Genomic DNA, 24,346 nt, shown 5'->3' on the forward strand with positions numbered 1-24,346 from the left:
TTAAAGCGTCTGCAACAGACTGGCAAGTTGCTGGTTGATGATTTTCTGGTTGAAGTCGTTCTCGACTTTTTCACGCGCCCGCGTCACCACCGGTGTTAAATCCCGGCTCTCCATATCACGGAAAGCAGCCAGACGCTGCGCCAGCGCCTCGGCATCATTTTCCGGTACCAGCCAGCCGGACTGCCCGGCCTCGATCAACTCCGGAATGCCGCTATGAACGGTTGAAACCACCGGGATCCCCACCGCCATCGCCTCCATCAGCGCAACCGGGATCCCTTCCATATCCCCATCCGCGCCGGTAACTGACGGCAGCAAAAAGACGTCGGCTTCATCAAGCAGCGCTTTCACTTCATGGCTGGGTTTAAAGCCCGGCATTTCAATCACATCTTCCAGCTGGAATTGTTCGATAAGTGTGCGTAAGCGGCGTTCCCATGGGCCAATACCGAGGATGCGATATTTGAAATCCACGCCGCGTTCTTTCAACAGACGGCATGCTTCAATAGCGACATGCAGCCCTTTTTTCTCGGTCAGGCGCGCCACAGAGATAATTAGCAGCGGACTACCGGGATTTTTCACTGAGCGCAGGCTAAAGCGGGCCATATCAACCCCCATGCGCGACACAGCGATTTTAGTCTCCGGGCAGCCCATGTTTTTCAGTCTGCCGGCCCATAACTCGCTGATCGGCAGCATCAGATCGCCGCGCTGGAAAAGCTGCTGATACTCCGGCGTATAGTGGTTCAGCACGTCGCGATGCGAGATATCGATGCCGTGGAATACGGTGGCAATTTTGCCTTTAAGAACGCCAAGTTCCCGCAGTTTGGCGGCGGTAACGCCTGCCGGGCCAAAGTGGGCGATAAAGACATCGGCGCTGAATGTGCGCGGCGCGAGGCCGCAAATGGCTGGCAGGATCAGGTTGCGGGCTTCGTCACCATAGCGCGACATATTCAACGCTTTCCAGGTGGAGGATTTCCAGATACCCCGCGCTATCGCCTGCCCGCGATAGCTCAGTTTTGCCATCTTCCCTTCCGGCTCGGCCAGCAGCCAGTGCGTTTTTTCCGCCAGCCGGTACTCGGTATACGCCGCGTGTGTATTGTTCATATCGCCCTTATGCAGGGCGACAATCTCAACCTCAAAACCCATATTGATAAAGGCAACGATCTGGTTGAGCACAAAAGTTTCGGAAGATAAGGGGAACTTCAGCAAAAAGAAGCTGACTTTCATTTCACCCCCTGTACGCGATCGAGCACCGATTTGACCATTTTCATGCCATGCTCGCGCTCCGCCGCCACCGCCGTTGCCAGACGCTGGTTAATCGCAGGCAGTTGCCCCAGCGTGTCGGCCGCCATCGCCGCCAGCGAACCATCCAGCAGGTAGCGAATGTCGACCGCCATTTCCGGCATCCCGAGTTGCTGCATGATGCCTGCCGACTTGTGTTCATAGTTGATAGCAATCGCCGGTGTTCCAAAGTTCATTGAGATAATCGCGGAGTGCAGGCGCGTACCCACCGTTAAATCACACGCGCCAAGGATCTTGCCCATCTCCAGATCGTTCAGCTCATCCATCACCACGTGGTAGCGCGACGGGTCGCTGACATACTGGCGCAGATTGAGCGCCACCATGCGGTCATCTTTGTTATAGCTGTCGATACCGGTGCAGGTGGAGAGCGCAATAACCTGATAACCCGCATCAATGATCCGGTTTACCACCTCGGCAAAAGCCTGTTCATAGGCCTGCTGGGTAGTGTTGAGTCGTTTATCAAACGGCGCCAGTTCACGCAGCGTAATCGCCACGGTTTTCTCTTTTGCCGCCAGATCCAGCCAGTGCTGCACCGCATAGCTGGCCACAAAATCATGCTGATGGTGATCCACCAGCCAGGCGGTATCGACGCCCTGCTCGACTTTATCCGTGGTGATATTGCTCTGCTTCATCAGGTTCAGGCTGACTGTTTCACGCAGTATCAGCGCATCACAATGGCCAAAAACATAATTCGCCAGTTGGTTAAACGCCTCGTTCTGGAACGGCCCCACGCTGTGACCAATCATGTAGATCGGTTTTTTCGCCATAAACGTACACAGCGCGTGTTCAAACTGCGGCACGCCATACAGATCGACAAAGAAAGAGCCGCCGACCTGAATAATCGCGTCATAGTCCGCCAGACGGCGGACAAAATCGGTAAACCCTTGCGCAATGGCGATATTGCGCAACTTCCCGGTATCCGTCACCCTGGAGAGCAGCACCTGGTGCTGGTAACGGCGGCGCAGCACCTTCTTCACGCGCCCCATCAATCCGGCGGCGTTGTTCTGCTCTTTCATCTGGCTATAGAGCGGGTCGCCCATTACCGGGCGGTTGAGTAACCAGGATGAGCTCACCGGATAGCGGCTCATCACATCCACCTCTGCATCCGGCTCAATCAGGGCAATCGCATCCAGCAATCCACGTAAAATAGCGCTGTCACCACGGTTGCCGCATGTGTGATTGCCAAGGATCAATAATTTCATAACGACCTCATAAAGGGGTTCAATCAGGTTTCTTATCCTGCGCGAAGCAGCGTTTTAAGTTTCTCGTTGCGGCAAAACTGGCGTTTCATCTCTACCACCAGCGCATTACGCGACACAATCAGCATCCCGGCGAATGCCACCACGCCCGCCGCGACCTGAATCGCCAGCATCGCCGCCAGCGGCAGATGTCCGTTCAGGGCCCGACCCAGGCCATAGCTCACCACCAGCGTCGGCAGCGACAGGTAAAAGGGCAGCCACAGGCTCAGGATGTACTGACGGTAGCTGGAACCGAGCACCGGTTTGATCATCACGAAGTAGCTCAGAACGGTGTTGATGATTTGCACCAGCAGGAAGCCGAGCGTCACGCCGAGCGCCCCCGCCAGATGTCCACCGACAATGATGGCGGGGATAAAGAGAAACGTTTTAAAGACGTTGAATTTAAAGCTGATATCCACCCGCGCTTTCGCCATCAGCAGCGAGCCGATCGGGTTACCCACCGCGCGCAACAGCCCGACGATACAGAGCAATTGCAGGATGGGAATGATGCTGTACCATTTGTCGCCAAACACCAGCGGCACAAAGTTGTTCGACACCACCATCAGCCCCAACAGGATCGGGAAGTTAATGATCCCGACCACCGACAGCAGTTTGTAGAAGTTCACGCGCAGCTTCTCGGTGTCGTCCTGAATTTTGGCAAACGCCGGGAACAGCACGCGGGTGATGATAGGGTTGAGCTTCATCGGCGGCACTACCGCCACGTTGTACGCCAGGTTGTAGCCCCCGGCGACACTGGCACCGAGAATACGCGCCAGCACCAGCGTGGAGAGGTTGGTGTTCACATAGTTGATGATGCTGTCTGCCGTCAGCCAGGCGCCAAAACGCAGGTTGGAGCTGACCGACGCCAGCGAGAAATGCAGCCCGGGGCGGTAAATTTTGCGCCCGAAATAGCCAAACAGCAGCGTGCGCACGGCGCTGTTGACCAGATAACCGAGGATCGCGGTCATCGCCAGCGGCCAGAAGAACGCGCTGATAACCGTAAAGCTGAAGCCCGCCAGCACCGACAGCGTTTCAATGGCGCCTATCTTGTTGAACTCCAGCTCTTTTTGCATCAAGGCGCGAAATTGCTGGCCGTGTGGAATCACCACGAAGGCCAGTGACAGCGTTTTAATCAGCGGTGCCAGATCCGGGTTATTCAGCACATTGGCGATCACCCCGCTCAGCGAGAAAACGGCGATGCAGACCACGATGCCCAGCCCAACATTGAGCCAGTACAACGTGGTCAGTTCGAGATGGCTTATCTCTTTACGCTGAATAATCGAGTTTGCGATGCCGAAATCCGACAGCGTATCCGCCAGCGCGATAATCACCAGCGAGACGGTCAGCAGACCGAACTGGTGGTTATCGATAATGCGCGCCAGCACGGTCATCTGCACCAGCCCCAGACCAATAATGGTCAGGGTCGCCATGGCAGACCACTTCGCGCCGCTGATGGTTTTTTCTCTCAGGCTCATGACCTTTCCTTAATACGCCGCTTTGTTAACAAAGCCTTTAAAGATGGTCAGAAAAACGATTTTGATATCGAACCACAGGCTCCATTCACGGATGTACTCGAGATCGAACTCAATACGTTTTTCCATTTTCTCCAGCGTGTCGGTTTCACCGCGCCAGCCGTTGATTTGCGCCCAACCGGTAATACCGGGTTTCACTTTATGGCGCAGCATGTAGCCCTCAATCAGTGAGCGGTACTGCTCGTTATGCGCCACCGCGTGCGGGCGCGGGCCAACAATCGACATCCCACCGGTCAGCACATTGATAAACTGCGGCAGTTCATCGAGCGACGTGCGGCGCAGGAAGCTGCCGACTTTCGTCACGCGCGGATCGTTCTGCGTTGCCTGGGTCACCACTTTGTCGTTTTCCATCACCTTCATGGAGCGGAATTTCCACACCTTGATTGGCTTACCGTCCATGCCATAGCGCGTCTGGCGGAAGATAACCGGCCCCGGCGAGCTGAGTTTCACCGCCACGGAAATCGCCAGCAGCACCGGGGAGATGAGCAGCAAAATCAGCGAGGAGAGGACAATATCTTCCAGACGTTTCAGGATGCGGTTAACACCAGAAAGCGGCGTGTCGTACAGCGGCACCACCGGCACGCCGTTCACCTCTTCCACACGCGAGTGCAGGATATTAAAGGTGAAAACGTCAGGGATAAGGATCACCGAACAGGTGGTATCGGCGAGCTGGCGCACCAGCTTTTTAATGCAGGCCGCATCGTTCATCGACATGGCGATGTAGACGTTGTGAATTTTCCCGCTTTTCGCATCTTCCACCAGTTGGTCGAGATTTCCCGCCCAGCCGGTTGTAATGCCACCCGGTTGTGGATCGTGGTAAACACCAACCACATCAAACCCGAGCCAGGGCTCATTGCGAAAACCTTCCAGCAGTTCCTGGCCCATCGGCATATCACCGGCCACCGCCACGCGGCGCGTGTTGTAGCCAAGGTTACGCAACCAGCCTGCGCCAAAGCGGATCACCGCCCGGCTCATCATCAGCCCCATTGAGGTCAACAAATACCAGGCGAGATAAATGTTGAAGGTATTGTCAAAATCATTGTTGAACGCCAGCAAACCGGCGCTGAAAATCAGGCTCAGCGTCCAGTTCTGCAACAGCAGCGTCAGTTCAGTCATGATTTTTACGCCCCGCCAGGAGCGGTAAAAATCGGTCATTCCGCCGATCATCTGGAAAACAACCAGCGTAATCAGAGCCATCAGCAGATGCATGTAGAAGAACGGCAGCGCATTGACCTTACACACCAACCACAGGCCACCGAACATAATGGTGATGTCGGAGAAGCGCTGCACGATAGAGATTAACGATGCATTCGTTTTGGCCCGGTCGCGTTTTTTGAGATGAGTCATTGTTGTACCTGCCTGTAATGTTCACCCTCCCCGGCATCGGGGAGAGGAACGCCTTATCGTTATTGATTTAACAGTGCCAGAATTTCCTGCGTTCGCGCTTTCATCAGTTCCTCGTCGTGCCGCGATTCAACGTTCAGACGTACAACGGGTTCTGTGTTGGAAGAGCGCAAGTTAAAGCGCCAGTCGGCAAATGCGATGCTGATGCCGTCCGTACGGTCGATCTCCAGCGCACCCGGCGTGAAGTGTTGTTCAACGCGGTTGATCGCCGTCACCGGATCCGCCAGCTTGCTGTTGATCTCGCCGCTCGCCGGGAACGCCACCATGCGGTCGCGCACCAGTTGCGCCAGCGTCTTGCCTTTCAGGCACAGCAGCTCGGTGACCAGCAGCCACGGGATCATGCCGCTGTCGCAGTAGGCAAAGTCACGAAAGTAGTGGTGCGCGCTCATTTCGCCACCGTAAATGGCGTCTTCTTCGCGCATCCGCTCTTTGATAAAGGCATGGCCGGTCTTCGACATCACCGGCGTACCGCCCGCGCGGCCAACCACATCGACCGTGTTCCACGACAAGCGCGGGTCATGAATAATTTTCGCGCCAGGATGTTTTTCCAGGAACGCTTCGGCCAGCAGGCCAACAATGTAGTAGCCCTCGATAAACTGCCCTTCCCCGTCGAACAGGAAGCAACGGTCAAAATCGCCATCGAAAGCAATGCCCATATCGGCGTTATGCTCAATCACCGCATTGCGGGTATCGTCGCGGCACTCCGGCAGCAGCGGGTTAGGAATACCGTGCGGGAAGGTGCCGTCCGGTTCGTTATGCACTTTGACGAAAGTCACCGGCACATTCAGTGCCTTAAAGCGGGCTTCAATGGCGTCCACCACCGGACCTGCCGCGCCGTTACCGGAGTTAATCACCAGTTTCAGCGGCTTGAGGTTGTTGGTGTCGATATAGCCCATCAGGTGATCGATATAGGCGTCGCGCAGATTAATTTGCTCGTAGCTGCCGCGTTTTGCCGGGTTCACCGGCGGGAAGTCATTGGCTTCCGCCAGGCGCTGGACATCGCGCAGGCCGGTATCGCCGCTGATCGGACGCGCGCCCTTACGCACCAGTTTCATGCCGTTATAATCCATCGGGTTGTGGCTGGCGGTCACTTCGATACCGCCGTCAACGCCCAGATGGAAAGTGGCAAAATAGATCTCTTCGGTGCCGGAAAGACCAATATCCAGCACATTCACACCGGCGTCCTGCAACCCTTTTGCCAGCGCCAGTTTCAGCGCTTCGCTGGTCTGGCGCACATCGCCGCCCAGCACGATGGTCTGCGGCTTCAGGTATTCCCCATAGGCGCGGCCAATACGCCATGCAATATCTTCATTCAGTTCTTCGCCCAGCTTGCCGCGAATATCGTAAGCTTTAAAACAGGTTAATTTTTCCATCATTACCTCTTCTTCAGGCAACAGTCAGCCGTGACCGTAAAATGGCCATATCTTGTTGATTAATTTGAATTTATAAACCGGATAACGTTCGCGTTATCCGGCACGGGAATTAAATACGGCCGTAACGATCGGCAAACCGCACAATGTCATCCTCTTCAAGGTACGAACCGGAGCGCACCTCGATCAGATCGAGCGGAATTTTCCCGGGGTTTTCCAGACAGTGGCGCGCGCCGAGCGGAATATAGATAGATTCGTTTTCGCCCAGCAGTTTCACCTCACCATCAATCGTCACTTTTGCCGTACCGGCAACCACCACCCAGTGTTCAGCGCGGTGGTGATGCATCTGTACGGAAAGTCCTTCGCCCGGCTTCACGGTAATGCGTTTTACCTGGTAGCGATCGCCGGAATCGATGGAGTCATATTTGCCCCACGGACGGTAGACTTCGCGGTGGATATGGTGTTCGTGGCGCCCGTCGGCTTTGATTTTCTCGACCACTTTTTTCACATCCTGCACGGCGTTACGGTCGGCAATCAGCACCGCATCTTTGGTCTGCACCACCACCAGATCTTTCACTCCGACGGTCGTCACCAGCCCCGATTCGGCGTAAACGTAGCTGTTTTCGGTTTTATGGGTGATGACGTCGCCGTGATGGACGTTTCCCTCCGGCGTGTGCTGGCTGATTTCCCACAGCGACGACCAGGAACCAACATCGCTCCAGCCCGCGTCCATCGGCACCACAACCGCATCGGCGGTGCGTTCCATAACCGCGTAGTCAATCGACTCTTCCGGGCAGGCGAGGAAAGACGCCTCATCGACGCGGATAAAGTCCATATCCGGGTCGGTGGCGTCCATCGCTTTTTCGCAGGCCTCAAGAATATCCGGGCGGTATTTTTTCAGCTCTTCGAGGTAGCGACCGGCACGGAACAGGAACATGCCGCTGTTCCAGTAATACTCGCCGCTTGCCACATAACCCTGCGCCGTTTCGAGGTTGGGTTTTTCAACAAACTGCGCCACTTCAAACGCCACCGCATCGACTTCACCGGCAGAAACCGCGCCGCGGCGAATGTAGCCATACCCGGTTTCCGGCAGATCCGGCACGATACCAAAGGTCACCAGTTTGCCCGCTTCGGCGTAAGGGATCGCATTGCGTACCGACGTGCGAAACGCCTCTTCATCCTGGATCACATGGTCAGCGGCCAGTACCAGCATCAGCGGATCGCTATCCGGGTTGTGGCGTTTTACCGCCAGCGCCGCCAGCGCGATAGCCGGAGCCGTGTTGCGGCCTGCTGGTTCGAGGATGATGTTTTCGGTCAACTTGTGCAGCTGACGCAGTTGCTCCGCGACGATAAAGCGGTGCTGTTCGTTACAAATCACCACCGGGCTTTCGCACTCCACGCCGTTCAGGCGGCAGATGGTGGTTTGCAACATGGTGAGTTCGCCTTTCAGGCAGAGAAACTGTTTAGGGTAAAGCACACGGGACAGCGGCCACAAACGACTGCCAGAGCCGCCGGCCATCACGACCGGATAGAGTTGTGTTTGACTCATGATTTATCCCCATTGCCATCGAAGTTCAGTTCACCGTCATGCACGCTTTCGCGGGCTGGTGCGGGCTGAGTGGAATTCTCCGGGCTGATATCTGCAATAAACTGGCTTAACACGTTCTCTTTTTCGAGCGTGCGTTCGGCATATTCACGTGCCACCGTGTTGTTTTTGGGCATCGCCAGTGCGCGTTCAATGCCCCAGGTCAGCGCGTCCACCGATTCCGGTTCAACGCAGACCGCAATGCCAGGCTGGGTCAGGCACAGCTGGCCAAGTTCGGTACTCTCTTCGGCGGTAATGACGGCATTGCCGCCGACCGCCAGAATGTTGGTCAGTTTGGACGGCAGCACCGCGTCAGCCGCGCCGCGTTTTTGGATCACCAGATGGCAATCGCCCATTTTTAATAAGGCAGGCAACGCGTCGTACGGCTGCAACGGGAAGAATTTCACGTTGTGAAGCCCGCGCTCGCTGACCATTTTTTCCAGCCTCGCCTTGCCACCGCCCTGGCCGACAATCACAAACAGCCACGGCTGATGGTGCAGTTTGGCCGCCGCTTCAATGACGTTTTCCAGCCCCTGCTTCTCACCGATATTGCCGGAGTAAAGAATGATTTTTTTGTCATCCGGCAGGCCGAGCGTGCGGCGCAGTTGCGCGACGGCTCCGTCGTCGATATCGCGAAAACGCGCCACTTCGGACCAGTTCGGGAAGAAAATAATGTTGTCCGCAGCCACACCTTTTTCCCGTGCTTTGTTCATCATCGAACGGGAGATAGTCGACACGTTGTCAACGTTATGCAGGTTGCTACGCTCAAAGGCGGTCGCCAGCTTCGCCACGCGACCGTTTTTACCTTTGCCCGCCATGCCTAACCCCAGCATGGCGTCGACTTCGTAATCCTGAATGTGCAACACGGTTTTCGCACCGCTCAGTTTTGCCAGCAGGCGCATGCCCGGCGTACAAAACAGGGTCGGCACGACGCCGATAATGCGATCCGGTTTCCATCGACGCTGCGCCATCAACGGGAAGAAGCTGCTCAGGGCAAAGCTGCCCAGATGCAGCAGCCGTTTTAAGGTCGATGGCTGCGCGGGCACATACAGCGGGCAGCGCCACACGGTGGCAACGCCCTGCTCTTTGCGCCAGCGCCAGGCGCTGTAATGCGCACCCACTTTCCACTCCGGGTAGTACGGCGGTGCGGTAATGACGCGCACGTCATGGCCCTGACGGGCCATCCATTCCACCATTTCGCCGGTGTACTTACCGATCCCGGTCAGCTCCGGCGAATAGTTGATGCCATAGACCAGGATTTTCATAAGCCCGGTACTCCCTGCGCGTCGAGGAAATAGGCGCGGCTGTTGTCATGCACCAGCGGGTCGGCAATCAGCGACTCCGGCGTTCCCCAGCGGTAATCATTGTGCTGCTCCGTCGGCAGCGCGAGGGTGTCCTCATCCACACGCAGGCGGAAGCCCAGCACAATGTAATGCGTGGTGAAATCCGGGCCGGAAAAGTTGTCGTCATAGAAGTGCTGCCAGACGCCGTAAAACTCGCCTGCCGACATCGGCAGGCGCAGTCCCAGTTCCGCCTGAGTCAGTCGCTCGAAAGCGGCCGCCAGCGGCTCGTCCTTTTGCACGCGTCCGCCCGGCACAAACCAGTATCCCTGGGCCGGACGGTTAGTGCGCTTACCGAGTAAAAACTCGCCGCGTGAGTTCTCCACGATCAAATCGATGGAAATCAGCGGGGTTGAACGCACCACCGTGGCAAAATCTTCCTGACTCAAAAACATACTTACCCCCGGAACCGGTGCTGGTTTTCAAGGAACCACTGGTAGGTGCTGGCAAGCCCCGCTTCCAGTGAGATCTCGTGATACCAGCCAAGCTGATGCAGGCGGGTCACATCCAGCAGTTTGCGCGGCGTGCCGTCCGGTTTGGTGGCGTCAAACACCACGCGACCTTTGTAACCGACCACGCTTGCCACGGTTTGCGCCAGTTCACGAATGGTGCAGTCCACGCCGGTGCCGACGTTGATATGCGACAGCATCGGTTCGGTATTCTCCTGCCACACTTCGCGCGCCAGCTCCTGAACATGAATGCTGGCCGCGGCCATATCATCCACATGCAGGAATTCACGCATCGGCGTGCCGCTGCCCCACACCACCACATCCGGCGCATTTTCCTGCGTCGCTTCGTGGAAACGGCGCAGCAGCGCAGGAATAACGTGCGAGTTGCTCGGGTGGAAGTTGTCGTGCGGCCCGTACAGGTTGGTCGGCATCACCGAGCGGTAATCACGGTCATACTGACGGTTGTAGGATTCGCACAACTTAATACCGGCGATTTTGGCAATCGCGTACGGCTCGTTGGTCGGCTCCAGCGTCCCCTGCAACAGCTCACTTTCCGCAATCGGCTGGTGAGCCAGTTTCGGGTAGATGCAGGACGAACCGAGGAACAACAGTTTGTTCACGTCGTTCTGGTGCGCGGCGTGAATGATGTTGCTCTCAATCATCATATTTTCGTAGATGAAGTCCGCCGGGTAGGTATTGTTCGCCACAATACCGCCCACTTTCGCCGCCGCCAGGTAAACCTGGTCGATACGCTCACTGGCGAAAAACGCATTCACAGCCGCGCTATCTAACAGGTTCAGCTCCTCGCGGGAACGCAGCACCAGTTCGATATCCGCCCGCTGTTCGAGCTGCCGTACGATGGCTGACCCCACCATCCCGCGATGGCCAGCCACAAAAACACGTTGTTTGGTCATGCTCAGGACTCCAGCGCGATGGCAACCTCGTAACCGTGGGCCTTAAGCAGTGAGTGTTTTTTCGCTGCTTCCAGATCTTTTGCCACCATTTCAGAGACCATCTCCTGCAGGGTGATTTCCGGTTTCCAGCCCAGTTTTTCGTGCGCTTTGCTCGGGTCGCCCAGCAGGGTTTCCACTTCAGCAGGACGGAAGTAACGCGGGTCAACGGCGACAATCACATCGCCCGGTTTCACGCCCGGTGCGTCATGGCCGGTCACGGAAACAACAATGCCTTTCTCTTCCACGCCGGTGCCTTCAAAGCGCAGTTTGATACCCAGCTGTGCCGCCGCCATTTCGACGAACTGACGCACGGAGTACTGCACGCCGGTAGCGATAACGAAGTCTTCCGGTTTTTCCTGTTGCAGCATCATCCACTGCATTTTCACGTAATCTTTGGCATGGCCCCAGTCACGCAGGGAGTCCATGTTGCCGAGGTACAGGCAGGATTCCAGACCCTGAGCGATGTTGGCGATAGCGCGGGTAATTTTGCGGGTCACGAAGGTTTCGCCGCGGCGCGGAGACTCGTGGTTGAACAGAATGCCGTTGCAGGCGTACATACCGTAGGATTCACGGTAGTTCACGGTGATCCAGTACGCGTACAGTTTGGCAACCGCGTATGGAGAGCGCGGATAGAACGGCGTGGTCTCTTTCTGCGGGATTTCCTGCACCAGGCCGTACAGCTCAGAAGTGGACGCCTGGTAGAAACGGGTTTTCTTCTCCAGACCCAGGAAGCGAATGGCTTCCAGCAGACGCAGCGTACCCATGGCATCAACGTCGGCGGTATATTCCGGGGATTCGAACGACACAGCCACGTGGCTCATCGCACCCAGGTTGTAGACTTCATCCGGCTGCACTTCCTGCAGGATACGCGTCAGGTTGGAGGTATCGGTCAGGTCACCGTAGTGCAGATGGAATTTCGGGTTGCTGGTGTGCGGATCCTGATAGATGTGATCCACACGCTCGGTATTGAATGAGGAAGCGCGGCGTTTAATGCCGTGAACTTCGTAACCCTTCTCCAGAAGCAGTTCAGCCAGATAAGAGCCATCTTGCCCGGTTACGCCGGTGATGAGAGCGACTTTAGACATAATTTATTTTCCTCAATAGTCCCAGTTCAGGGAGTTACCTTTTCAACGCGTTCGCGCGTCACCACTGCGGGATTGCCACGGCAAATCACATTTGCCGGAAGCGATTTAAAAACACTGCTGCGCGCACCGACTACCGTCCCGTCGCCGATGGAGACGCCCGGCGCGACAAACACATCTGTCGCCAGCCAGCACTTCTCACCAATCACGATTGGCGTCGCGTTAATATCAAAATGCGCGCTCATATAATCGTGACTGCCGGTGCACAAATAACATTTCTGAGAAACCACTGAATTCGCACCGATAGAAATATCACCCAGCGTGTATAACACTGCGTCATCTCCTACCCAGCTGTAATCGCCTAATGTTAATTTCCACGGATAAGTAATTTTTACCGATGGACGAATAACCACGCCTTTTCCAACCTTTGCGCCAAATAAGCGCAACAGGAATGCGCGCCAGCGATACAGCACCTGCGGGGACCAGGCAAATAATGTCGCCTGAACCGCCCACCACAGTTGAACCTTAATAGCGTTGCCGCCCCGAAAACCTTTCGGCACGGAGAATCCTTTTAAATCCTGCATCGTTTTTCCTTATATCTGAGCGTTATGCTTTGTTATATAAGGCTTTCGTTTTGCCGGTCGTCCGTAAACGCAACATATAAGACAACTGTGCCCAGAAGCCCGGCATGCGTAATATTTTACGCTGCACATTGCGAGCATCCTGACATAATTCAAGGTTATTAGACGTTGATACGCCGCCCATCGAAAATTCAGACACAAGGCCTTTCAAACGTTTAAACGGGAAACCCGCTTTAAACATTCTGGCGGCTAATGCGTAATCGGAAGAGACTTTATATTGCAGATCGTAGGGGTAAGTTTTCAGACCATTTACCGGGAAAAATATAGCCTGATGGCTGGCCGGTAAGCTGTGGTAAATATACCAGCCATGTTTTGCGCCACGACGTATTTTTGTGCCATCACCGAAATCCAGCAGCGCATCGCCAATATACATTGCGTTTTCTTGCTCATCATTCAGCTGACGAACAACATCCACAATTTCTTCATGGAAAATATCGCCGGAATTAAGAAACAGCGCAAAGCGTCCTGCGGCCATATCGATCCCTTTATTCATAGCATCATAGATGCCTTTATCGCGTTCGCTGATATAGCGTAAATTGTACTGACCGTTGAGGTTTTTCAGAAATTCCTCAGTACCATCCTGAGAACCGCCGTCAACCACAATCCATTCGAATTCAATATTTTGCGCTTTCGCCAGGTGAGCCAGCGACTGCCAGGTTTTCATCACACCTTCATAATTACGAAACGCGACAGTAATAACACTTAGCAGCATTTGACCCACCTCTTTATGTAGCCGCGATATTCAACGCTTTGCGCAGAATAAACGGACAAACAATTAAAAACGCATATTCCGGGCTAAAGATAGACCCCGTAAAAAACAACGATATCGGAGTGAACAGATAAAGTTGAACGCGAAAATTCTGATTGTTGCCAAAGGCATTTATCGTCATTTTCCCAACTTTAAACAGATACCATCCGGTCAGTAATACCGCAAACCATGAAAAATAAATGATCAGCAGATACAACCCATTGTCTATTGTTTTCCCGACGTCCGCACCGTTAAAGATTCCGAATGATGCGACATATTCGTAAAGTGAGCCAAATCTTACTACACCATCAATATTGGTCAGTGAATATCCCACCATCACCAGCGGACCGATAATTCGATAATACGAGGAAGAGCCTTCCGTACCTAAATCGCCGATTCGTTCTGCGATATATGGAAAAGCAAATACAACGCCAACAATAAAGACTGCCAGTGAAATAATTGCTAATGGTAACTTTTTACGGATCGCCTCTTTGTTCAGATACTGGAAAGCCCATTCCAGCAGATAAAACAGGATAAATGTCATTACCCCTGAGAACGATCCCGAAAGAACTATCCCTGCCAAAATCATAGCATCGGTCTTCGGCGTTTTGATACCAAACTGTTTGATGCTGAGCCAAATTGAGATTAACGCCAGAGCGAAGAATGCCGGTTCGAAATATAACGCCGTAGTACGTTTACCGCCGAACTTGATAAAATTCAGCACGTAACTGTTGCTATAGATGAGATATTTCGAAATCGTCTCCATTAAACTGCTGCCGCCAGTGAGGATAATCTGCGCCATTTCCATCGCCGCCAGCAGCACCACGAATGCCACTACCGCATAGAAAAATCTCAAGATCTTACGGTAATTATGCGGTGAAATGGTTTTGAAGCGGATGCTCCACACCATGCCGATGATGATCACGATATAAACGAACAACATCGTCGAGGTGACATATTTACTGGCGTCCAGCGACTTACCAAAAATGAAGTTAAACAGCGTCAGCCCTGCCCCGGCTCCCAGCGCTATCATCAGTTTTTTTACACTGATGCGCTCAACATAGAGCAACAGCAGCACTGGCAAAAACGTCACGATAGTGATCGGAAAACTCTCTCCTAACTGGAGGAGTTTGACGTTAACCAGCAGGTAAATGAGCGGCAGCAGGAGGTAGCTACAGACCTTGATAGAATGAGACATACTCCTCCAGCATCTGTTGACCACTGTACGCCTGGCGGCTGCGCGCGCGGAACGCGTCAAGGCTTTCGCCAAATACCGCCTGGGCAATGTCGGCTTTATGGCACTGCACCAGCGGCAACACCTCCTGCTCGCTGAACGTTTTCCCGCCCGACTTCTGCAACACTTCGCGTGCCGCATCGCTGTGGGTGGCAATCACCGGCACACCGATAGATAACGCTTCGCACAGAATCAGCGGATAGTTATCCACGCGAGAGCTAAAAACCAGCGCATCCATCTCGTTGAGTTCACTCATCAATTTGCGCTTATCGGTCAGAAAACCGTGGTTGATGACATTGCTGCCCTCAAACGGGGAAAACTTACCGAAGGTATGCAGCTCCACACGGTCATCCATCGCCATGATGTCGCGTACCAGTTGTTGGTTGGTTTTCCCGTCATAGCGTAGATCGTGCGCCACCACCGCAATCTTCGGTTTACCTTGCGTCACTTTCACCGGAGCCAGCTCGGCCAGAATCGCTTCTGTCGCCACATCAATGCCGTTATTGATAATGCTGCAGCGCCCGGCGCCATACAGGCTATTAAAGGCGTCCGCCACGTGCTGGCTGGGAGAGATAAACTGGCAGCCGAGCGCCAGCATGTCGTTAAATAACTGACGCTTGCTGTCGACCAGTTTATGCGCGCGGTCAACCTTCACCGGCGGGTAGTTCGACAGCGTCGGGCATTTGCGGCAATTCTCTTTCCAGCCTTCACAGCCATCGGTAAAGGCACAGCGCCCGGTCACGCTCCAGTGATCATGTAGCGTCCAGACAAAAGTGACATCCGGTTTGTGCGCTTTCACCTTCTGGCAAAACGTCACCAGTTCATGCAAGTTCAGCCAGTAGCTGTGCATCACATGGAAATGCAATACCACCGGGCCATCCGTGCGGGTCACGGTGCGATAGAGATTATTCAGGTTGCCGAAAACATCGCGGTTAAACAGGCGAAATAGCGCCAGATTAGCGATAGAAGTCAGACGTGGCGTCTGTTTATAGACCTGCGGATAGTTGTCGTGGCTGACGCTTTTTTTGCCGCCTTTGCCATAGCCGTAAATAAAACGTGATGAAATGCCCTGTTGCAGCGCGCGCTGATGTAAATCGAGCGCAACTCCTGCGGCACCGCCTTCTGCAAGGCGCACGTTAAATTGCAAAATATTCATTTAATCACCTTCACGCGCGCTTTCTCGCCGACCACCAGCGCGTTGTCCGGCACGCTGTCGAGCACCACGCTACCCGCGCCAATGGTGACGTTGTTACCAATGGTGATATCGCCAATCATCACCACGTTGGCACCCAGTTCAACATTGTTGCCAATCACCGGGCAGGCCATGCTATCGGACCCACGGTTGCCGATAGTGACACCATGACGAATGGTGAAATCATCCCCGGCGACGGTATTTTTATTGATCACCACCGCATAGCCATGATGGATGGTAAAGCGGCGACCAATCGTCGCGGCGGCCTGAATTTCATAGCCAAACAGGCATTCCGTGACAAAGCGGTACAACAAAATGACGGGTGCGGCCCAGAGATTGTTGATGACATGCTTTTTGCGCCACACGGAGCAAAAATGGGCAATGCGGTACGCCGCAACCATGCAGCACGGGCGCAAATTCCAGTGATTAGCGCGAAAATCTTCCAGACGCATTATTTCCCCCGCAACCCATCAGCCAGACGCTTACCGTTACGCAGAGAAAACAGCGTCAACAAGGTGCGCCAGTTCATCCGCTTATTGCGAATTTGGTAGAGGGTAAACAGCTGATATTTCTTGCTGGCGCGATCGAATTTGTCTTTGTGCTTACGATAAAAGTGGAAGTAGCCGGAAAACTTCTTCGGTGAAGAAGTGATCTGCATTTCACCGTGGTTAATGTGCAGGATCTGCGTGGCTTCTTCGATTTTCCAAGGCTCGCCGTACTCCTCGACCATTCGCAGGAAAATGTCGTAATCCTGTGCCGCCTTCAGTTGGGTATCAAACAAGCTCTCTTTAAAACGCCAGCCCCAGGTGAAAACCTGATTGCCAACGATGTTGCGCTTGTAGAACAGCTTGCGCGAGAACGGCGATTTCGGGTACAGCGGCAAGCTCGCCGGTTGCGAATAGACTTCGCCCTGACAGACATAATCGTTGGCGTACAAAAAGGCGCGGGTATTAAGCAGATGTTTGTGCGCCAGAAAAACGGACAGGCGGTTTGGCGTCCATTCATCGTCATCGTCAATACCGGTAATGTACTGGCCTTTCGCCTGCAAAATCGCCTGGTTGCGCACCGCGCAGGCTCCGGAGTTAAAGGCGTTGCGCGTGTAACTGACACGCGGGTCGCCCAGCTCATCAACAAACTGTTGCAACTGCTCGAAGCTTGCGGAGCAGTCATCAACAATGATCATTTCCCAGTGCGGGTAATCCTGGCGCAGCACCGATTTAATCGCGCGGATCGCCAGCTGTTGCCGGTTCCAGGTTGGCATATAAATTGAAATTAATGGGTTTGCTGTTGTACTCATGATGCGTTCCCTAATGCGTTCAACATGCCGCTTTCGCCCTTACTGCCGCCTTTTCCCGTCAGGGAAAAGGCGCAGCGCGTTGAGGGATAGAGGTAAGGTCTGGTTATTTTGAATCGGACTTGTATTCGTACTCGTAGTAGCCGTAATCCTGGTAGCCGGTCGCGCGGCGGAAAATCGAGTTCAGGATCACCCCTTTCACCTGAATACCGTTTTGCTCGAAGCGGCTCAGGCTGGTCTGGATCTCTTTGAGCGTATTCACCGCGTAACGCGCCACCATCAGCGTGGTTCCTGCATGGCGCCCCACGACTGCCGCATCCGTTACCGCCAGGATCGGCGGGGTATCGATCAGCACCAGGTCATAGTGGCTGCTGGCCCATTTCACCAGCTGACTGAAGCGTTCGCTCATCAGCAGTTCAGATGGGTTTGGCGGCACCTGACCGCGCGGTACAAGGTCAAAGTTGCTGATAGAGGTCGGCTTCGCGCAATTTTCGATAGCGCCCTTCCCGGCCAGCACTTCAGACAGGCCATTCACGTTGTCGGTGCCCAGCAGTTCGTGGGTGTAGCCTTTACGCATGTCACAGTCGATCAGCAGCACGCGTTTATTGGTCTGGCTAATCACCGCGGCCAGGTTGGCGCAGACAAAGGTTTTACCGATTGACGGGCTGACCCCGGTCATCATCAACACGTTGTTATTAGCCTGCATCATGGCGAAGTGCAGGCTGGTACGCAGGCTGCGCACCGCTTCGATGGCCAGATCCGTCGGATTCCCCACCGCCAGCAGTTGGCTCTGCTTATAGCGTTTAACCCCTTTGATGGTTTTGACGCTATCGCGCGCTTTTTGCCATTCCGACAGCGGAATGCTGGCGTAAACGCTGATGCCCTGTTCTTCGAGCACTTGCGGGCTTTCGATGCCGCGGTTAAACAGCGAGCGCAGCAGCACACCGACCACCGAAACAATCAGGCCCAGGATAATGCTGCCAAGAATGATCAGCGCTTTCTTCGGCTTCAGTACGCCCGGTTGTGCAATGGCCGGGTCGACGATACGCACATCGCCAACGGTGCTCGCCTGGGTGATACGCAGCTCCTGCTGTTTGTTCAGCAACTGCATATAAACCTGCTGGCCTGATTCGACATCGCGCGTCAGGCGAACAATCTCCTGCTGCGTTTCCGGCATTGCGGTGATGCGATCGTTCAGCTTCGCTTTCTCATCTTCCAGCGCTTTACGTTTTTCCAGCAGGGTGCGGTACGCCGGGTGCGCTTTGGTATAGAGCTTGGAGATTTCGGCTTCGCGGAAAGTCAGTTCGTTCAACTGCGCGTCGATGTTGACCATCGAATCGAGCACCGATTTCGCTTCCAGCGGCAAGTCGACAGAGTCTTTGCGCTGACGGTAGGTGTTCAGTTTTTCCTCGGCCTCATCGAGGTTTTTGCGCACTTCCGGCAGTTGCTTATCGAGGAAGACCAGGCTTTTGGCCGCTTCTTCGGATTTGCGCTCAATGTTTTGCTCAAGGTAGTTGCGCGTGATGCTGTCCAGAATGGCGCGGATCTGATCACGGTCTTCGCCGGTATAGGTGAGGCTCAGCACGCCGGTGTCTTTGCCGTTTTCGGTTACCGTCAGGTTGTTTTGAAGGTTGTTAATCATGCCAAGCGTAGAAAACTTGGTCACGGTGAACTCGCTGTCATTCGAGGCCTGAATGGCACTCACCATCATGGTGACGCCTTGCTTGCTGAGCTGTTGCCCTACTTCGCCGCGCGCTTCAAAACCGCCGTCGCTGCTTAACAGATACTGTTTCGGGCTAAGTACTTTTAATGTGAAGGTCTGATCGTTCATGCCTTTGGGCAGCGTGAACGTGGTGACTTTCACCGTCTCGTTCTGCCGTCCCATCAGGCGATCCCACCCTGCGCCAAACAGCGGGAAGGTGTTTTTGACTACCGAAATATCCAGATCGAGATCGTCAACGGTTTTACCCAGTACCAGGCGTGACTGGATAAGCTGGATTTCCGCGTCCGACGCCGGTGGCTTGTTCGACAGCGCACTGTTCAGATCCTGTACCAGCGAACTTCCGGTGTTCTGCTCGATTTGCACCAGCGCGTCAGCGCTGTAAATGGGGGTGGCGAACAGGCAGTAGACAACAGCAATCAGTGCGAAGACCGAGGTGATGCCCAGCACCCACCAGCGAGCTTCAATGATTGTGCCGAGCAAACGGCCAATATCGATTTCGTCGTTGCCCACCGCCGGGGCAGCAGAATGCGAATGGTGTGTTTTCTCTGTCATTATTATCCCTGCTGAGCTTGCAATGCCTGCGCCCAATGGCGGGCAGACTGGTCAAGTAAGGTGTAAATAGCTTCAAAAGCTTCACGACTTTTGCGATACGGGTCGGGGATCTCCCGCTCGTTATCCCAGTGGCCAAATAACATGACCTTTCCACGCATTTCCGGGGCAATCTCGCACAGGCGGGCAATATGACGTTTTTCCATCACCAGAATCAGGTCGTATTCGCGGCACATTTTCCCGGTAATTTGTCGCGCGCAATGCCCTTCCAGAGAGAGTTGATGATCCGCCGCCACACTCACGGCGTTGGCGTCCGCGCTACGTCCAACCAGCGCGCCCAGCCCGGCTGACGCCACCGTTAAAGCGGGCTGGTATTTTTTCAGCAGCCGTTCTGCCGTCGGGGAACGGCAAATGTTCCCCACGCATACCACCAGAATTTTGTTGAACATAGTCATTGCAGATTTTGGATGTCGTTGGCCGTGTTGGTCATGTAGCGAACGCCACTGATTGTCGGCAGCAACTGGTTGATAAGACGGTTCCAACGCGCAACCGGTGCAGTCGTGACATACACCACGTCATACGGCTGGAGACGGAAGTTCGTTGCCATAACCAGCGATGTGGCATCCGACATATCGAGCTGGTAGATGTTGGCGATCTTGTTGCCACGGCCACTTTCGTTGCCTTTGAGCGGACGAATAACAAAAATGCCGCTGGCGTTGGAGGTGGTCAGATCGATACCTTCGGCCTGGCCGAGCGCTTCGGTCAGCGTCATGCCGCTGAAGTCCATTTTGAGCGTGCTCTGTTTTTTCACTTCGCCCATCACGAACACTTTCAGATCGTCATTACGCGGAACAAACAGAATGTCGCCGGGGTAGAGCAAACGGTTCTGGCTGAGATCGCCGTTTTGCATCAGCGCCTGCAGTGAAATGCGCTGCTCCTGGCCCTGGTGTGTCAGCACGACGTTGCGCCAGTCTGCGCTGTCGGTCAGACCACCTGCGGCATTGATCGCGTCAAGAACGGTAAGCGGTACGTTGGTGATCGCCTGCTGACCAGATTTCGCCACCTGGCCGGAGATATAGGCTTTTTGCGAGCGGAACGCGGCGATATTAACGTCCACCTGCGGGTCAGCAATATAGGTCGCTAAACGGCTGGTAATATCACTACGGATCTCATTCAGCGTCTTACCGGCAACGTGGATCTTGCCGACATACGGATAGAACATGGTGCCATCGGGTTGTACCCAGTTACCGGCATCGCTCGAACTACGATACTGACCGGCTGGCGTGGTGAGTTCCGGGTGATCCCACACGGTTACGTTCAGCACATCCCCTGGGCCAACGCGGTACTGGTAGGCGGAAATCTCCTGATCCAGTGACATATTCGGTTGAGCAACATTGTTGCGCGGGCGCAATTGTTCAATCAGACGTGGGGTTAATGGATAGACATTCACCATACGGTCTATATCAAAATCAGCATCCTGCTGTTTAATCACATCCTTTCCCATCGTAGACATATTGCTCCCGGGGAAGACGGTGCAGCCACTCATCAAGCTAATGGACACCAATAATGGCATCAATTTCGTTTTAGATTTCATCATTGATTAATTATCACTTTGGCAGAGTAATTATCCTGTGCGATTTAAATAAGCGCTCAAGCTGTACACAGATTCAGAATGCAGTTAATTCTTGAGAAATATAACTGGCATCAGTCCTAAAAAGCGTTTATTCAACCACATGCGATTACAGAATAATCCAGGCTGATTGACATACCCGCAGGCACGCTACCGCCCCTGGCTTTCAGTTACCAATTCACTGATTGACGCTAAGTCATTGATAGTCATCCATTACATCCTCTTTCTGGTGGCGCTATTTGCCAACCAGATAAAATACGGCAGGTACCGGCTTTCGCACTGATTAACAATGCTGAAAATAAAGACGCTGGTATATTTGAACGATGCTGGAGGAATTGTTGCAGCTAAGCGAATAGCAGGCAAGGCGACATTCAGAGATAAACATCTTTTTAAGAATAATATTAAGACCAAAATTTTAGCTTTTTAGGATTTACCGCATATTGACAAAAAACTGACATGGTATTACCCATGCGACTTTTCTTATTTTCCATATTTAAATAGTGATAGTTAATCCCAGAAACAATAAGGAAATAACATTTAAAGCGTTTTAAATAACCACCTAAAATAAGATAAATCGCAGGCTGACATTGCAATTTATCTCAGCTTTATCCATGATCGCATTGTGACAATTGTCATATCACATAAGGTGTTACGTTAACGATGGAATGGATTGCCGATCCGTCAATCTGGGCTGGTCTGGTCACATTGGTAGTGATTGAACTGGTGCTCGGTATTGATAACCTGGTTTTTATTGCAATTCTCGCCGAGAAATTGCCGCCAGCACAGCGTGACCGCGCGCGCGTCACCGGTCTGATACTCGCCATGCTGATGCGTCTGCTGCTGCTGGCCTCAATTTCCTGGCTGGTCACGCTGACCCAACCTTTATTTACCGTACGCGGCCTCAGTTTCAGCGCCCGCGATTTAATCATGTTAGTGGGCGGGCTATTCCTGTTATTTAAAGCAACGGTTGAACTCAACGAGCGCCTCGAAGGGAAAGACAGCGACAACCCCACGCAGCGGCGCGGCGCGAAATTCTGGGCCGTGGTGACGCAGATTGTTGTGCTGGACGCGGTTTTCTCACTGGATTCCGTGATCACCGCCGTAGGGATGGTTGATCACCTGGCCGTGATGATGGCGGCGGTGGTTATCGCCATTTCGCTGATGCTGCTGGCGAGTAAAACCCTCACCCGCTTCGTCAATAAACATCCTACGATTGTTATTCTGTGTCTCAGCTTCCTGCTGATGATTGGTTTCAGCCTGGTGGCCGACGGCTTTGGTTTCCATATTCCGAAAGGTTACCTGTACGCCGCCATTGGCTTCTCGGTCATGATTGAAGCGCTGAACCAGCTGGCAATCTTCAACCGCCGCCGTTTTCTGTTCGCCAACCGAACGCTGCGCCAGCGCACCACCGAAACGGTCATGCGCTTGCTGAGCGGGCGTAAAGAAGATGCAGAGCTGGATGCCGATGCCGCCTCGATGCTGCGCGACGGCGACGATGGCCAGATTTTCAACCCGCAGGAGCGGCGGATGATTGAGCGCGTGCTGAATCTTAATCAGCGCACGGTGAGCAGCATCATGACGTCGCGTCACGATATTGAACATATCGATCTGAGCGCGCCGGAAGCTGAAGTCCGTGCCCTGCTGGATAAAAACCAGCATACGCGCGTGGTGGTTACCGGTGGCGAAGAGGATGATACCCTGCTGGGCGTGGTGCATATCCTCGATCTGCTCCAGCAATCGTTACACGGCGAACCGCTCGATCTGCGTGTGCTGGTGCGACAACCGCTGGTGTTCCCGGAAGGATTGCCGTTGTTGCAGGCGCTGGAACAGTTCCGTAATGCCCGTACCCACTTTGCGTTTGTGGTGGATGAGTTTGGCTCCGTTGAAGGGGTGGTGACTCTAAGCGATGTGATGGAAACCATCGCCGGCAATTTGCCCAACGAAGTCGAAGAGATTGACGCTCGCCACGATATTCAGAAAAACAGTGACGGTAGCTGGACGGCGAACGGCCATATGCCGCTTGAAGATCTGGTGCAGTATGTACCGCTGCCGCTCGACGATAAACGCGAGTATCACACCATTGCCGGGCTGCTGATGGAGTATCTGCAACGCATTCCGCAGCCAGGAGAAGAGGTTCAGGTGGGTGATTACCTGCTAAAAACGCTGGATGTCGAAAGCCACCGGGTGCAAAAAGTGCAGCTTATTCCGCTTGGCAGCGACAATAATCTCGATTACGAAGTGTAAAACATGCCGGGGTTCGCCCCGGCCATTCCCGCCTGCTTTCCTACGCTTTGACAATCGCAATACCACGCCGGGCAAACGGCTCCAGCGTGCGCCTATCGGTTTGCGCATCGACCACCAGCGTATTGATAAGTCCGATATCGCCGATCACCCACGGTGAAGCGGTGTTTAATTTTTCCGGCGAGGCCAGCACCACCGTCTCCGCCGCCCTTTGCGCCATGGCATGCTTGATACGCGACTCTTCGAAATCACCGGTGCTTAAACCCGCTTCAACATGCACGCCGGTCACCCCCATAAAAAAGAGATCGGCGCGCACGCGAGCAATCCCCTCCAGCGCCGCCGCGCCGACATTGACGATAGAGTGTTTATAAAGCTGGCCGCCAATCATCACCACGTTAATCAACGGATGTTGTGCCAGCCCGACAGCGATACTCGGGCTGTGGGTGACAACCGTAATGCGCAAATCTTCCGGGAAAAAACGGATTAACTCACTGGTAGTGGTGCCGCCATCGATCATCACCACCTGCCCGGGGGATACCAGCTCTGCCCCTTTCTGCGCGATCCGCCGCTTGGCATCCGATTGCAATGTTTGTCGCTCGGAAAAGGTGACCACCGCCGCCGATGCCGGTAACGCTCCGCCGTGCACCCGCTGCAAGCGCCCTTCCGCCGCCAGTTCGCGTAAATCGCGGCGCACCGTATCTTCTGATATGCCGAACTGCTCACTGAGATTTTTTGACAGCACCTGTCCCTCTTCAGCGAGGCGGGCAAGGATCAGTTGTTTGCGTTGTGAGGTCAGCATGAGGTGCTCCTGATTGCACGAAATATCTTGTTAATGCACGAAAGTG

Annotated in this window: 21 protein-coding genes; 1 reads left to right on the forward strand and 20 read right to left on the reverse strand. The window is 54.1% G+C overall.

Annotated features, from left to right (window positions below):
• The 19 genes from wcaL to RT644_RS07720 all read right to left on the reverse strand — a co-directional run bounded on the left by wcaL (window position 1) and on the right by RT644_RS07720 (window position 21,227).
• Window positions 1-1,221 (reverse strand): colanic acid biosynthesis glycosyltransferase WcaL, encoded by a 1,221-nt coding sequence (gene wcaL, locus RT644_RS07630; protein WP_313626302.1) that lies wholly within the window; start codon window positions 1,219-1,221, stop codon window positions 1-3.
• Window positions 1,218-2,498 carry a colanic acid biosynthesis pyruvyl transferase WcaK gene (gene wcaK / locus RT644_RS07635; protein ID WP_313626303.1) on the reverse strand — a complete coding sequence of 427 codons (1,281 nt, stop codon included), beginning with the start codon at window positions 2,496-2,498 and terminating at the stop codon, window positions 1,218-1,220. Before wcaK ends, wcaL begins: the two co-directional genes overlap by 4 nt.
• Before the next feature lie 32 nt (window positions 2,499-2,530).
• Complete coding sequence (gene wzxC, locus RT644_RS07640) at window positions 2,531-4,009, reverse strand: colanic acid undecaprenyl disphosphate flippase WzxC (protein ID WP_313626304.1); 1,479 nt, start codon at window positions 4,007-4,009, stop codon at window positions 2,531-2,533.
• 9 nt (window positions 4,010-4,018) lie between these two features.
• Window positions 4,019-5,413: an undecaprenyl-phosphate glucose phosphotransferase gene (gene wcaJ / locus RT644_RS07645; RefSeq protein ID WP_020454302.1), complete on the reverse strand. Its 1,395-nt coding sequence runs from the start codon at window positions 5,411-5,413 to the stop codon at window positions 4,019-4,021.
• A 59-nt stretch (window positions 5,414-5,472) separates the two neighbouring features.
• Window positions 5,473-6,843: a colanic acid biosynthesis phosphomannomutase CpsG gene (cpsG, locus tag RT644_RS07650; protein ID WP_044489686.1), complete on the reverse strand. Its 1,371-nt coding sequence runs from the start codon at window positions 6,841-6,843 to the stop codon at window positions 5,473-5,475.
• A gap of 109 nt (window positions 6,844-6,952) precedes the next feature.
• On the reverse strand, window positions 6,953-8,389 hold the full coding sequence (gene cpsB, locus RT644_RS07655; protein ID WP_020454304.1) for a mannose-1-phosphate guanyltransferase: 1,437 nt from the start codon (window positions 8,387-8,389) through the stop codon (window positions 6,953-6,955).
• Window positions 8,386-9,690 (reverse strand): colanic acid biosynthesis fucosyltransferase WcaI, encoded by a 1,305-nt coding sequence (gene wcaI / locus RT644_RS07660; RefSeq protein WP_020454305.1) that lies wholly within the window; start codon window positions 9,688-9,690, stop codon window positions 8,386-8,388. Before wcaI ends, cpsB begins: the two co-directional genes overlap by 4 nt.
• The gene (locus RT644_RS07665; RefSeq protein ID WP_020454306.1) at window positions 9,687-10,160 is read right to left on the reverse strand and encodes a GDP-mannose mannosyl hydrolase; all 474 of its coding nucleotides are present in this window, start codon (window positions 10,158-10,160) and stop codon (window positions 9,687-9,689) included. Before RT644_RS07665 ends, wcaI begins: the two co-directional genes overlap by 4 nt.
• 2 nt (window positions 10,161-10,162) lie before the next feature.
• Window positions 10,163-11,128 carry a GDP-L-fucose synthase family protein gene (locus RT644_RS07670; RefSeq protein ID WP_045510692.1) on the reverse strand — a complete coding sequence of 322 codons (966 nt, stop codon included), beginning with the start codon at window positions 11,126-11,128 and terminating at the stop codon, window positions 10,163-10,165.
• Window positions 11,129-11,130: 2 nt separating this feature from the next.
• Entirely contained in the window at window positions 11,131-12,252 is a 1,122-nt protein-coding gene (gmd, locus tag RT644_RS07675; protein WP_017458486.1) for a GDP-mannose 4,6-dehydratase, read from the reverse strand.
• Between the two features lie 26 nt (window positions 12,253-12,278).
• Window positions 12,279-12,833 carry a colanic acid biosynthesis acetyltransferase WcaF gene (gene wcaF, locus RT644_RS07680; RefSeq protein ID WP_017458487.1) on the reverse strand — a complete coding sequence of 185 codons (555 nt, stop codon included), beginning with the start codon at window positions 12,831-12,833 and terminating at the stop codon, window positions 12,279-12,281.
• A gap of 22 nt (window positions 12,834-12,855) precedes the next feature.
• A complete protein-coding gene (wcaE, locus tag RT644_RS07685) occupies window positions 12,856-13,602 on the reverse strand; it encodes a colanic acid biosynthesis glycosyltransferase WcaE (protein WP_020454308.1) in 747 nt (248 codons plus the stop codon).
• A gap of 13 nt (window positions 13,603-13,615) precedes the next feature.
• Window positions 13,616-14,836, reverse strand: coding sequence for a colanic acid polymerase WcaD (gene wcaD / locus RT644_RS07690; RefSeq protein WP_020454309.1), 1,221 nt, complete (start codon window positions 14,834-14,836; stop codon window positions 13,616-13,618).
• Window positions 14,811-16,028: a colanic acid biosynthesis glycosyltransferase WcaC gene (wcaC, locus tag RT644_RS07695; RefSeq protein ID WP_020454310.1), complete on the reverse strand. Its 1,218-nt coding sequence runs from the start codon at window positions 16,026-16,028 to the stop codon at window positions 14,811-14,813. Before wcaC ends, wcaD begins: the two co-directional genes overlap by 26 nt.
• A complete protein-coding gene (gene wcaB, locus RT644_RS07700; RefSeq protein WP_020454311.1) occupies window positions 16,025-16,516 on the reverse strand; it encodes a colanic acid biosynthesis acetyltransferase WcaB in 492 nt (163 codons plus the stop codon). The genes wcaC and wcaB overlap by 4 nt, the downstream gene beginning before the upstream one ends.
• Window positions 16,516-17,361, reverse strand: a complete 846-nt coding sequence (gene wcaA / locus RT644_RS07705) for a colanic acid biosynthesis glycosyltransferase WcaA (protein ID WP_044489411.1) — start codon at window positions 17,359-17,361, stop codon at window positions 16,516-16,518. The genes wcaB and wcaA overlap by 1 nt, the downstream gene beginning before the upstream one ends.
• 103 nt (window positions 17,362-17,464) lie before the next feature.
• A complete protein-coding gene (gene wzc / locus RT644_RS07710; RefSeq protein WP_045510702.1) occupies window positions 17,465-19,633 on the reverse strand; it encodes a tyrosine-protein kinase Wzc in 2,169 nt (722 codons plus the stop codon).
• Window positions 19,634-19,635: 2 nt separating this feature from the next.
• Window positions 19,636-20,079, reverse strand: a complete 444-nt coding sequence (wzb, locus tag RT644_RS07715; protein WP_020454314.1) for a low molecular weight protein-tyrosine-phosphatase Wzb — start codon at window positions 20,077-20,079, stop codon at window positions 19,636-19,638.
• 2 nt (window positions 20,080-20,081) lie between these two features.
• Window positions 20,082-21,227 (reverse strand): polysaccharide export protein, encoded by a 1,146-nt coding sequence (locus tag RT644_RS07720; protein WP_044489412.1) that lies wholly within the window; start codon window positions 21,225-21,227, stop codon window positions 20,082-20,084.
• A gap of 693 nt (window positions 21,228-21,920) precedes the next feature.
• On the opposite strand from RT644_RS07720, the gene RT644_RS07725 reads away from it, so the two are divergent.
• Window positions 21,921-23,504, forward strand: a complete 1,584-nt coding sequence (locus RT644_RS07725) for a TerC family protein (RefSeq protein ID WP_313626305.1) — start codon at window positions 21,921-21,923, stop codon at window positions 23,502-23,504.
• Between the two features lie 40 nt (window positions 23,505-23,544).
• Here RT644_RS07725 and RT644_RS07730 read toward each other — a convergent pair whose 3' ends face one another.
• Window positions 23,545-24,300 carry a DeoR/GlpR family DNA-binding transcription regulator gene (locus tag RT644_RS07730; protein ID WP_313626306.1) on the reverse strand — a complete coding sequence of 252 codons (756 nt, stop codon included), beginning with the start codon at window positions 24,298-24,300 and terminating at the stop codon, window positions 23,545-23,547.
• Window positions 24,301-24,346: the final 46 nt, after the last annotated feature.

It is taken from the genome of Kosakonia sp., assembly GCF_032104925.1.
Classification (GTDB): Bacteria; Pseudomonadota; Gammaproteobacteria; order Enterobacterales; family Enterobacteriaceae; genus Kosakonia.

Bases quoted from the DNA above. Each gene is read 5' to 3' on its own strand.
- wcaL (WP_313626302.1), bottom strand. From the start codon at position 1,221: ATGAAAGTCAGCTTCTTTTTGCTGAAGTTCCCCTTATCTTCCGAAACT.
- wcaK (WP_313626303.1), bottom strand. From the start codon at position 2,498: ATGAAATTATTGATCCTTGGCAATCACACATGCGGCAACCGTGGTGAC.
- wzxC (WP_313626304.1), bottom strand. From the start codon at position 4,009: ATGAGCCTGAGAGAAAAAACCATCAGCGGCGCGAAGTGGTCTGCCATG.
- wcaJ (WP_020454302.1), bottom strand. From the start codon at position 5,413: ATGACTCATCTCAAAAAACGCGACCGGGCCAAAACGAATGCATCGTTA.
- cpsG (WP_044489686.1), bottom strand. From the start codon at position 6,843: ATGGAAAAATTAACCTGTTTTAAAGCTTACGATATTCGCGGCAAGCTG.
- cpsB (WP_020454304.1), bottom strand. From the start codon at position 8,389: ATGAGTCAAACACAACTCTATCCGGTCGTGATGGCCGGCGGCTCTGGC.
- wcaI (WP_020454305.1), bottom strand. From the start codon at position 9,690: ATGAAAATCCTGGTCTATGGCATCAACTATTCGCCGGAGCTGACCGGG.
- RT644_RS07665 (WP_020454306.1), bottom strand. From the start codon at position 10,160: ATGTTTTTGAGTCAGGAAGATTTTGCCACGGTGGTGCGTTCAACCCCG.
- RT644_RS07670 (WP_045510692.1), bottom strand. From the start codon at position 11,128: ATGACCAAACAACGTGTTTTTGTGGCTGGCCATCGCGGGATGGTGGGG.
- gmd (WP_017458486.1), bottom strand. From the start codon at position 12,252: ATGTCTAAAGTCGCTCTCATCACCGGCGTAACCGGGCAAGATGGCTCT.
- wcaF (WP_017458487.1), bottom strand. From the start codon at position 12,833: ATGCAGGATTTAAAAGGATTCTCCGTGCCGAAAGGTTTTCGGGGCGGC.
- wcaE (WP_020454308.1), bottom strand. From the start codon at position 13,602: ATGCTGCTAAGTGTTATTACTGTCGCGTTTCGTAATTATGAAGGTGTG.
- wcaD (WP_020454309.1), bottom strand. From the start codon at position 14,836: ATGTCTCATTCTATCAAGGTCTGTAGCTACCTCCTGCTGCCGCTCATT.
- wcaC (WP_020454310.1), bottom strand. From the start codon at position 16,028: ATGAATATTTTGCAATTTAACGTGCGCCTTGCAGAAGGCGGTGCCGCA.
- wcaB (WP_020454311.1), bottom strand. From the start codon at position 16,516: ATGCGTCTGGAAGATTTTCGCGCTAATCACTGGAATTTGCGCCCGTGC.
- wcaA (WP_044489411.1), bottom strand. From the start codon at position 17,361: ATGAGTACAACAGCAAACCCATTAATTTCAATTTATATGCCAACCTGG.
- wzc (WP_045510702.1), bottom strand. From the start codon at position 19,633: ATGACAGAGAAAACACACCATTCGCATTCTGCTGCCCCGGCGGTGGGC.
- wzb (WP_020454314.1), bottom strand. From the start codon at position 20,079: ATGTTCAACAAAATTCTGGTGGTATGCGTGGGGAACATTTGCCGTTCC.
- RT644_RS07720 (WP_044489412.1), bottom strand. From the start codon at position 21,227: ATGATGAAATCTAAAACGAAATTGATGCCATTATTGGTGTCCATTAGC.
- RT644_RS07725 (WP_313626305.1), top strand. From the start codon at position 21,921: ATGGAATGGATTGCCGATCCGTCAATCTGGGCTGGTCTGGTCACATTG.
- RT644_RS07730 (WP_313626306.1), bottom strand. From the start codon at position 24,300: ATGCTGACCTCACAACGCAAACAACTGATCCTTGCCCGCCTCGCTGAA.